Here is a 10,209-nt window from a genome sequence, read left to right as displayed (position 1 = left end):
CTGTTCAAAGAAAAAGCAAAAGAGCGCTATAAAATTGAAGCGAAAAATAGTGAACTCAAACATAGACACGGGTATGATGTGGCATCTTCCTCGGGTCATATTGGCATGCGAATGCAAGGGGCGATGGCCATATTCGCAGTTAATTTAAAACGAATTATGACATTATTAAAAGGGAAACAGTAACAAAAGTATAGAGAGAAAGGCGACCTTTCGTTCAAAACTGAACGAAAGGTCGCCTTTTTTGTTTTACATATGTTTTATGAGATGAAAAACGGAAGTTTTTCAGTGGCCTCTATATGATAGCTGAGACCTTTTTTTCCTTACTTTTGCAACTGACTTTCTATAATATCTTGTGTATATTTCGTTAATTCTTTAATATCCATATTTTCATATTGTTCTGCTGTAATTGGTTTCGAAATTGTGACTGTTGCATGCGCAGGCTTCATTCGATTGCCATTTGCTTCAAACATTTTATACGTTCCATCCAATGTTACAGGTAAAATTGCTACACCTGCTTTTACAGCAAGATGGAAACTACCAGCCTTAAATTCTCCCATTTTATTACCTTTACTACGAGTTCCTTCTGGGAAAATAACGATAGAATGCCCTTGTTTTAACAGTTCAATCCCATCTTTAATGGCCTGCACCGATTGACGGCGATTTTTGCGATCCATAAATACACAATTCATCATTTCCATCCACGTTGGTACAAGTGGAAACTTTTTAATTTCTGCTTTCGAAACGAATCCAATTGGTTTGTTTAAATAACCTAGTAAAATAGGAATATCCATGTCACTTTGATGATTACTTACAACGAGTACCGGCTTATCTTGTGGCACATTTTCTAGTCCATTCACTTGTACTGTTGATCCAACTACTCGAATCATCTTCTTGCCGAACCAATTTGTTGTTTTATACACCAACTTATCTTTCTCTTGCGGTGATAATGTATGTAACTTTCCTTTTATACGCCACATTCTTGGCGTAATACCAATTACAATTAAAATTAAGTATAAAATCTTAAAAACTGTTTGAATCATATAGAACCCCCACATATTGTCATTCCGTTTTTTATTATACTAGACAAACGCAGGAAAAAGAAGAAAAAATGTCCAAGCGACAAGCGTTTGGACATTTTTCATAATATAATAGATTAAAATTGTTTTGCTAATTCTTGTGCTTTTTCAATAGCTTGTTCTTTAATTTCATGTGCTTGTGCAGGGTTTGCACTCATACCTTCTACTGCGATATACTCTACATCCGTTACACCCATGAAGTTTAACATCGCTTTTAAGTGGTTACGACCAAAGTCTACTCCCGCGTATGGACCTTCAGAATACACGCCGCCTGTCGCTTGGATATGAAGAGCTTTTTTGCCTTCTAATAAACCAATTGGACCATTTTCAGTATATTTAAATGTTTTACCTGCAATTGATATATTATCTAAGTATGCTTTTACAACCGGTGGATAGCTTAAATTCCACATTGGTGTTACAAATACATATTTATCTGCGTGCATAAATGTTTCTAGGTTTCCGTTCATTGCCGCAATTTTTTGTTGTTGGCTTTCACTTAATGTCTCAAATCCTTCTCCTGCACCAAGTTTGCCCCAAGCGGCAAATACTTCGCCATCAATTGTAGGTACGCTTGTATGGAATAAATCAATTGTTAACACTTCATCTTGTGGATTTGCTTGTTTATAAGCTTCAATAAACGCTTCTCCTACTGCCATACCAAATGATACTTCTGCTGGATTTGGATTTGCTGTAATAAATAATACTTTTGTCATGTTCATTTCGCTCCCTTTTTCAACATATCTTTAATTCGAGATTTTTAACAAAAAAGTAAATCACTTATCTTACGTAAGTAATAATACCTAATATACGATTTCTTGTCAAGAAAAATAGTTGCTTTTTTTTAGTAAGTAAATAACTATATAAAAAGGAGTTGTCTCGCTTATAAACGAGACAACTCCTTTTCGATTACTATTGAAACACATGCTTTACTTTCTCAGCCGGAATACTACTTCCGCCTCTTCCTTTTACATCTTCAATCATCATTGCAATAATCATATTTGGAGAATTTGCATCAAATGCAACAAACCATCCTAACTCTTTTCCATCAGCATCTTTTGATTCTTTTAATTCAGCTGTTCCTGTTTTTCCAGCAAGTGTAATACCATCTAATTTTGCAATCTTACCTGTTCCTTCTGGATCATTCACAACTTTTATTAAAGAGTTTTTCAAAATATCATTGTTCTCTTTAGATACCACTTTTTCTTTCCACGCCTTTACTAGCTTATCATCTTTCACAAGATGCGGAGATGGAATATTCCCTTCATTTACAATTGGCGCATACGATAGTGCAACGTGTAGAGATGACATTAAAACTTTTCCTTGACCATATCCTGTATCTGCAAGTTCAATATCACCTTTTATGCCATCTTTTGCGATTTGCGACGTTGCAAATCCATATTCAATTGGTAACTTTTCACCTAATCCAAATTTCTTCGCTTCTTCTGTAAATTTATCTTTACCAATTTTCAATGCTTCTTGTGCAAAATAAATGTTATCGGAATACATCATTGCTTTTTCAAAATCTACTGGATTTGCATCTTTTACTCGCGTTACATAATAGTTACCCCAAGAAGAATCTTTTGCCCATTTTACACCATCAATTTTAAGAGATTCTTTCGGGTCAAGTGCTTTTGTTTCAAGACCAATTGCTCCTGTAATTGGTTTGAAAACTGAGCCCGGTGCGTATACTTGTGTAAAGCGATTTGTCATCGGCTTTTTCGGATCATTGTTTAAAGCTTCTCGCTCTGCTTTCGCTGACTCTCTCATATAAACATTCGGATTGTATGATGGACTACTTACAAGCGCTAATGTTTCCCCTGTTTTCGGATGGACTGCTGCACTTGAACCCGCTTCTCCCTTCATTTCCGCATAAATTTTTTGTTGTAAGTTCCCATCAATTGTAAGTGTGATATTTTCGCCATCTTTCGCTTGTTTTTTAGCAAGCTCTTTTAATTCTTTTCCTTTTGCATCGGCAATATAAACACGTCCGCCTTTTTCACCACGGAGTTTTTCTTCAAAAACATTTTCAAGACCTGTTTTGCCAATCGGCTCATCAGCCTTATAGCCTTTTTCTTCTAATTTTTTCAAATCCTCTGCATTTACTTTACCCATATAGCCCGTTAAATGAGCGGCAGCTTCTCCTAAAGGATATGTCCGAGCATTTACTGTACGTATCGCTACACCATGCATTGAAATATAATCATTTTCATTTGCACCTTCTGGTAAAATAGAAAGTGGCACATAGTAACTTGGTTGTACCCACTTCGCTGTTAATTTCTTTTCGATATCTTCAACTGACATATGTAATAATTTCGCTAACGTGTCTTTCGTTTGCTGTGCTGATTCGCCTAATTTCCCAGGTACAACTCCAACTTCTGCACCTTTCCCATTTGTAGCCAATCCGCTTCCATTTCGATCATAAATTTCACCGCGCTTTGGCAAAAACGACTGAACAAGCACTTTATCATCTTGTTTCATAGTTGGAAAAATAAATGATGGATTCCAATCCACTTTCCAGACGTCCTTATCTCCATCTTTTTCTTTCACAAGTTTTGCCTCATTTTCAAATGAGATTTTCCCACCAATTGTATCCATACTAACTTTAAAAGGTACATTTGCATTGTCTTTCTCATCTTTTTTGTCTTCTTTTTTCGGTTCTGCAGCAACTTTTAAATTTTTCACTGCAATTCCTGTATACACATTTTCATATTTCTTTACAAAATCATCTTTTGAAATGGACTGCTTTGCCTCTTTTGATAACTGATCATACATTTTATCAAACTTTTTGTCATTCCATGCTTTTACATATGTATCCATCGCTTGTTCTGGCTTCTCTTCTTTCCCACAGCCTACTACTAGTAGCAATGAAAAAATAAGAAGTATTCCCCATATCTTTTTCACATTTTTTCCTCCTTTATATTTCAACACTATCATACTATAAAAATCCAATTTTATAAATTTAATCCAACAAAAAAACAACGCACTATGCGCCGTTCTTTATAATACCATTATAACATTCAGAAATTTTTTATATAAGACTTTGTTTTTATTTTTTCTTTTCTTAATATAGAATCAAAAAGGAGTGGATCTAAAATTGTGGCATGTGCTTAGAAAAGATAGGAATCTCTGTATATACTTTTTGGGGAGATTTATTTCTAACCTTGGGAATCATTTCTCATTCTTCGCACAATCTATTGCAGCATACATGTTTACTAATACTTTATCTTCAGTCGGTCTCCTGTGGATAATCCGCGGTATTGCAAGTTTACTTACTATTCCGTTAGGCGGTATAGCCGCTGATTTGTATAACCGGAAAAAGATTATATTATTTACAGATATCGCAAGTGCGGCTACTTCTTTTTGTTTTATTTTTTTAAATCCATCAAACTACATATGGCTTTTACTTATTCTTTCCTCTATTTCTCAAATAATCAATCGCTTCTTTGATCCAGCGGCAAAAGCTTCCTTTAAGCAAATTTCATCTCAAACACCGCTACATATTTCTAACTCATGTAATGCAATATTAGGACAAATTACTATCATATTAGGGCCACTTCTTGCTACAAGCATTTATACAATAACAAATGGAAATTTACAATTTTTATTTATTCTAGATGCCATTTCTTTTCTTGTTAGTTTTATCTGTATTTCCTTTGTGCAATTTGGAGCACAAGAAAAGCAACATCAACTGCCTTTCCACATAAACGCCCTAAAAGGATTTCAATACGTCTTCATGAATAAAAATCTCTTATATATTCTCTTATTCATGACTCCAATTGCATTTAGTGGAAAAGTTTTTGAAGTGTTAGTGCTAGAACTGAGTAACCGTTATTGGAGCACGATTAAACTTGGGAGTATGGGAATATATTTAGCAGTTTTTGCTTTTGGCGGTATACTCGGAGCAATGCAAGTATCAAAATACCGAGAACAACTAAACAATAAGAAAGCTTATATGAAATTCATAAGTATTAGCGGCATTTTATTTTTTTTATTAGTTGTTCCTTCTTCAGCTCTTAGCATCATTGCGACCTTTTTACTAGGCATTACCTTTAATCAAAGTGTTGCATTGGCACAAATCTACATTCAGCAGTCATGCGAAGAACAGTATTTAGGGCGGGTATTTGCAACATGGACCTTACTCGCTGTTGTGGGCGGAGGAATAGGAGCTTATTTATCTGGACTACTACATGATATCTTTAACTTAAAAACAGCCTTTTTTGTAACAGGATTCTGTATGCTACTTCCTCTCTGCATTACTTTACTAAAGAAATTTCATCGCCGCCAACAGCAAAAGAAGATTGGTATGTAACACACCAATCTTCTCTCTCTTATTTTCTTCTACCATACACATGATAAGCATATGTATATGGATTTTTCTCATCTGTCACGCCTTGTATTACAGATATTTCTTCCCACTCATTGTCGTTTATTTCTGGGAAAAATGTGTCACCTTCAAATACCTCTTCAATTTTAGTAATATACAAGCGATCGGCAAAAGGAAGCACTTCTTTAAAAATTTCTGCACCGCCAATTACAAAGAGTTCATCAATCATTTGCTCGTCCATTTTCTTCACGTCATCAATAGAATGAATGACTTCACAGCCTTCCATTTTATAATTTTGATTACGAGTTAAAATAATATTTGTTCTGCCAGGTAATGGTCTGCCAATCGATTCAAACGTTTTTCGTCCCATAATAATCGGATGACCCATCGTTACTTTTTTAAAGTACGCCAAATCTGCTGGAAGATGCCAAGGTAATTGATTGTCTTTACCGATTAGTCGATTTTTATCCATTGCTACAAGTAATGAAATCATATTTATCCCCCTATTTTTATTTACACAGCTACTGGTGCTTTAATTGCTGGATGTGGATCGTATCCTTCTAACACAAGATCACTCATTTCAAAATCAAAGATAGACTTCACATCTGGATTTAGCTTTAACGTTGGGAATGGACGTGGTTCACGTGCCAATTGTGTTTTCACTTGTTCAAAATGATTTGTGTAAATATGAGCATCACCAATTGTATGAACGAATTCTCCTACCTCTAAGCCACACTCATGGGCAATTAAATGTGTTAATAAAGAATAACTCGCTATATTAAACGGAATGCCAAGGAAAATATCACCGCTACGTTGATATAACTGACAAGATAATTTTCCGTCAGCCACATAAAACTGGAATAACGTATGACAAGGCGGCAATGCCATACTTGGTATATCTTCTGGATTCCATGCAGACACAATAAGGCGGCGGGAATCAGGGTTTTTCTTAATCATATTAATTACATCTTGTAATTGATCAAGTGTTTCTCCGGCAGTCGTTTTCCATGCACGCCACTGCTTCCCATACACATCTCCTAAATTACCGTAACTCTTTGCAAACTCATCATCTTCTAACACCTTTGTTTTAAACAATTCCATTTGCTCTTCGTATTGCTTATTAAACTCTTCATCTTGCTGGGAACGAAGCCCAAAATCCGTCATATCTGGACCAGTATATGCATCGCTCTCTACCCAGTTCTTAAACGCCCATTCGTTCCAAATATTATTATTATGCTGCAGCAAATAACGAATGTTTGTATCACCTTTCATAAACCAAAGAAGTTCGCTCGCTACTAAACGAAACGGCACACGTTTTGTCGTAAGTAACGGAAAACCTTGACTTAAATCAAAGCGCATTTGATACCCAAATACAGATACTGTTCCTGTACCAGTGCGATCTTCTTTTCTCGTACCGTTTTCCATAACATGATGGCACATATTTAAATATTCATACTCTGCGTGTTTCATCAAGTAACCTTCTTTCACAATTGCATTATGTAACATTATTTTTTCCTATATGGAGTTTATCATATATGCCTTTGAATTTCACATGGCCTTTTTAGTAAAATACTCTTTCATATAGAATACACGCGCAGAAACTCAGTATTTTAAAATTTTTTCACGTTCAAAATCTGACATATTTTTGTCAATATTACCCATGAAAAGAAAAAGGGATTTCCTATCTGTTTCGAGAAACTATAGTGCGGAAGTAAATAATATATGAGTGGAGGGTTTACAATGCAAAAAACTGAATTGCCTCTTACAAGTAAATTACATACGAAGATACAAAATATGATGAAAGATTTGAACGTCCCAGGAGCGGCAGTGGCCATCGTAAAAAATGGAGAAGTAGTATTCTCAGAGGGCTATGGGTACCGTGATACAAAAAATAAAAAACCAGTTACCCCCAAAACATTATTTGCAATCGGTTCAGCAACAAAAGCTTTTGGTACTTTTTCTTTAAGCTTACTTGCGCAGCAGCAAAAATTTAATTGGGATACAACTGTCCAAACGTATATTCCAACTTTTTCACTTCATGAGCCACTAGCAAGCGCACAAACAACAGCTCGCGACCTAGCATCTCACCGCACCGGTGTCAGTCGCCACGATTTACTATGGTACGCAGCCTCCTTAAGTAGAAAAAATATCGTTGACAACATTCGCCACTTAGAGCTTGATGCACCGTTCCGCACAGCATTTTTATATAACAACTTAATGTATGCCACAATTAGTTCTATTGCAGAAAACATTACAAATGAAACATGGGAACAATATACAACAGAACATATTTTAACCCCACTTCAAATGGAACATACAAACTTCTCAGTTACCACTTCACAAAAATCAAATGACCATGCACTTCCTTACATCGAGAAAGATGGAAACATAACAGAAGTACCTTTTTGCAACATTGATACAATTGGTGCTGCTGGTTGTATGAATTCTAATATAGAAGATATGGCAAAATGGGTGTTACTTCATTTAAATAAAGGAAAAGTTGGCGAACATGAACTACTTGCACAGAATCTGCTTGAGCAAATGTATACACCGCATATCCCAATTCCAGATGAGCCAATGTTTTCTGTGCCAGAAACTCCAGTAAACAGTTACGGTCTTGGTTGGTTTATTACTGCCTATCGCGGCCATAAAGAAATCCATCATGGAGGGAATATTGATGGATTCTCAGCATTTGTCTCCTTTATGCCAGAACAGAATATTGGTATTGTCGTGTTAACGAATCGCGGTAATACCATACTCCCACCTTATCTTGCACTTCAAATTTATGATGAATTACTTGGATTAGAACCAATCAATTGGCACAAACGTGCGATAGAAAATACGGAAAAGATGAAAAAAATGGTGATAGACATGAACAAACCACTACCACAAGTAAAGGAAACTGTTCTTTCTCATCCGTTAAAAGATTATATCGGAACGTTCGAACACCCTGCTTACGGCACAATTGAAGTGAACAAACGAAATGAATCATTATATTTAAAATTCGCGTCATTCGACATTGAAATGAACCATCACCACTACGATATGTTCAACACGAAATGGAATGTTTTCCAAACGGAAATGGACGTATTAATTTCTTATGAAATGAATCCAGCAGGCGAACTGCACGAACTGAAAGTACACCTCCCAGCAACGTTAAGTACAAAACCGCTTCTGTTTACGAAAATAAATAACTAGAATTTTTATTTTTGTAACTTTTCTCAAAAACAAAAAGTTCTTAGTCAACTATCGAATGCTTTAGTTGACTAAGAATTTTTTATTTCATTTAAAAATACACTACTTTTTCATTTCAATCTCAATTCTCTTTGCTAAGTCAGATGATACTTTATTGAAATACTCCATAACTTTCTTTCTAATATCATCAGATATAACTTTCAAATCACTAGCTAAATTTTCGGCAAGATGTTCTTTTTCTATTTGAGTTAACCTCGTATAGAATTCACCAGCCTGCCCAAAATCGTCTTGCTTTGTTATAGAAGTTCTTTCTAGTTTGCCTTCAACATATCTCCCAGCGCCACTTGTAATTTGATTAGCTGGTGTCCAATTTTGCTGTTGATTAACCGGTAATTTACGAAATTCAGCTCCAATTCTTCTTCTTTGAGAATCACTATAAATATTGGCACGGCCCTGCAGTATTTTATCATCAGATAATTCTGCACCGTCTAGTAAATTAGAAACGGAGAAGGCGACTTTTTCTACTTGTTCCATATAATTATCAGGATTTTTATTTAATACCATTTTGCCTACTGGTATTAGGGGATACTCTTTTTCATCCCATATTTTTGTATCGTCTAAAGGATCATAAGAAAGATTTGCTTCATCCTTTGGGTCCATGAGCTGGACATATAAGCCATATTCCACCGATTTACCACCCGCAATCGCATCGTATAAATCTTTACCAGCATAATCAGGATTTTCAGCGGCTAGTTTATTTGCTTCTTCGCGACCAATGTATTGTACACCTTCAAATGGGTACCAATGGTATTTAACGTACTTTCTAATACCTTGAGCATTTCTCCAAACATATGTATTTACACTATGTCCTGGAATGTGGCGAAGACTTTTTATCGTACCAGCATCAGAGTATAGACGTACAATAAAATGAATCGATTCAGGTGCTCTTGCTACAAAGCTCCAAACTCTATTAGGGTCAATTAAATTGTTTTTTGGTGAGGGTAAGAGTGCTTTAATAAATTCCGGAAATCGCACTGCATCACGAACAGAAAAGACAGGAATGTGATTACATAAAAGGTCAAAAACGCCTTCTTCTGTATAAAATTTTGTAGCAAAACCACTTACATTTCTAGATGTATCAGGTGTTCCTTTTGTACCGACAGCTAGCGAAAAGCGAACCATAACAGGAACTTTCTGATTAAGGTTTTGTAAAAAGCTCAGTTTTGTATGTTCGGACATCGAATATATCGTTTGAAAATAACCAAATGCACCAAATCCTTTTGCATGAACAGGTCTTTCTAAAATCTTTTCATGAATAAATTCTTGTAAGGCTTCGTGTAGTACACCATCTTGTTCCAGTACAGGTCCCCTAGAGCCGATTGTCTGGGAATGAAGTCGGGCTGGCTCATTGGAGAGGTCTCGATTCTCATATTGGCTTTCCTCTAATAAAGTTTGCCTCTGTCTATGGGGTTTTTCATTCATTATTATAGCCTCCAAAATTTAATTTCCATCAATCGTTACTAAATATGAGTTTTGAGGCTCGAATATGTATCTTCTTTTTTTTATTTTCAACATTCATTTGAATGACCAGCTCCCTCTAAACCATATAAAATC

Annotated in this window: 9 protein-coding genes; 3 read left to right on the top strand and 6 right to left on the bottom strand. The window is 35.6% G+C overall.

What is annotated here, in order from left to right:
• Positions 1–183 (top strand): transposase (locus BR72_RS13575; RefSeq protein WP_035433683.1); only part of this gene is annotated, 183 nt, incomplete at its 5' end.
• Positions 184–320: 137 nt separating this feature from the next.
• On the opposite strand, the gene BR72_RS13570 is transcribed toward BR72_RS13575, so the two are convergent.
• From BR72_RS13570 to BR72_RS13560, 3 genes are all read right to left on the bottom strand, one after another.
• On the bottom strand, positions 321–1,040 hold the full coding sequence (locus tag BR72_RS13570) for a lysophospholipid acyltransferase family protein (protein ID WP_035433682.1): 720 nt from the start codon (positions 1,038–1,040) through the stop codon (positions 321–323).
• A gap of 113 nt (positions 1,041–1,153) precedes the next feature.
• Positions 1,154–1,789 (bottom strand): FMN-dependent NADH-azoreductase, encoded by a 636-nt coding sequence (locus tag BR72_RS13565; RefSeq protein WP_035433680.1) that lies wholly within the window; start codon positions 1,787–1,789, stop codon positions 1,154–1,156.
• Positions 1,790–1,985: 196 nt separating this feature from the next.
• Positions 1,986–3,977: a penicillin-binding transpeptidase domain-containing protein gene (locus BR72_RS13560; RefSeq protein WP_035433679.1), complete on the bottom strand. Its 1,992-nt coding sequence runs from the start codon at positions 3,975–3,977 to the stop codon at positions 1,986–1,988.
• A 202-nt stretch (positions 3,978–4,179) separates the two neighbouring features.
• On the opposite strand from BR72_RS13560, the gene BR72_RS13555 reads away from it, so the two are divergent.
• Positions 4,180–5,385 (top strand): MFS transporter, encoded by a 1,206-nt coding sequence (locus BR72_RS13555; protein ID WP_231559722.1) that lies wholly within the window; start codon positions 4,180–4,182, stop codon positions 5,383–5,385.
• A gap of 19 nt (positions 5,386–5,404) precedes the next feature.
• On the opposite strand, the gene BR72_RS13550 is transcribed toward BR72_RS13555, so the two are convergent.
• Together BR72_RS13550 and BR72_RS13545 are read right to left on the bottom strand one after the other, a co-directional pair.
• Positions 5,405–5,893, bottom strand: coding sequence for a dihydrofolate reductase (locus BR72_RS13550; RefSeq protein ID WP_035433677.1), 489 nt, complete (start codon positions 5,891–5,893; stop codon positions 5,405–5,407).
• Between the two features lie 20 nt (positions 5,894–5,913).
• Positions 5,914–6,870 (bottom strand): thymidylate synthase, encoded by a 957-nt coding sequence (locus BR72_RS13545; RefSeq protein WP_035433694.1) that lies wholly within the window; start codon positions 6,868–6,870, stop codon positions 5,914–5,916.
• Positions 6,871–7,140: 270 nt separating this feature from the next.
• Between BR72_RS13545 and BR72_RS13540 the strand changes: the two genes are divergently transcribed.
• Positions 7,141–8,598: a serine hydrolase gene (locus BR72_RS13540; RefSeq protein ID WP_035433675.1), complete on the top strand. Its 1,458-nt coding sequence runs from the start codon at positions 7,141–7,143 to the stop codon at positions 8,596–8,598.
• 99 nt (positions 8,599–8,697) lie between these two features.
• Here BR72_RS13540 and BR72_RS13535 read toward each other — a convergent pair whose 3' ends face one another.
• The gene (locus BR72_RS13535) at positions 8,698–10,077 is read right to left on the bottom strand and encodes a catalase (RefSeq protein WP_035433673.1); all 1,380 of its coding nucleotides are present in this window, start codon (positions 10,075–10,077) and stop codon (positions 8,698–8,700) included.
• Positions 10,078–10,209 lie beyond the last annotated feature (132 nt).

Origin of the sequence: Bacillus sp. UNC322MFChir4.1 (assembly GCF_000746135.1) — a bacterium.
Classification (GTDB): Bacteria; Bacillota; Bacilli; order Bacillales; family Bacillaceae_G; genus Bacillus_A.
Note: the sequence above shows the minus strand (reverse complement) of the source record. Positions and strands in the feature narration are given on the sequence as shown.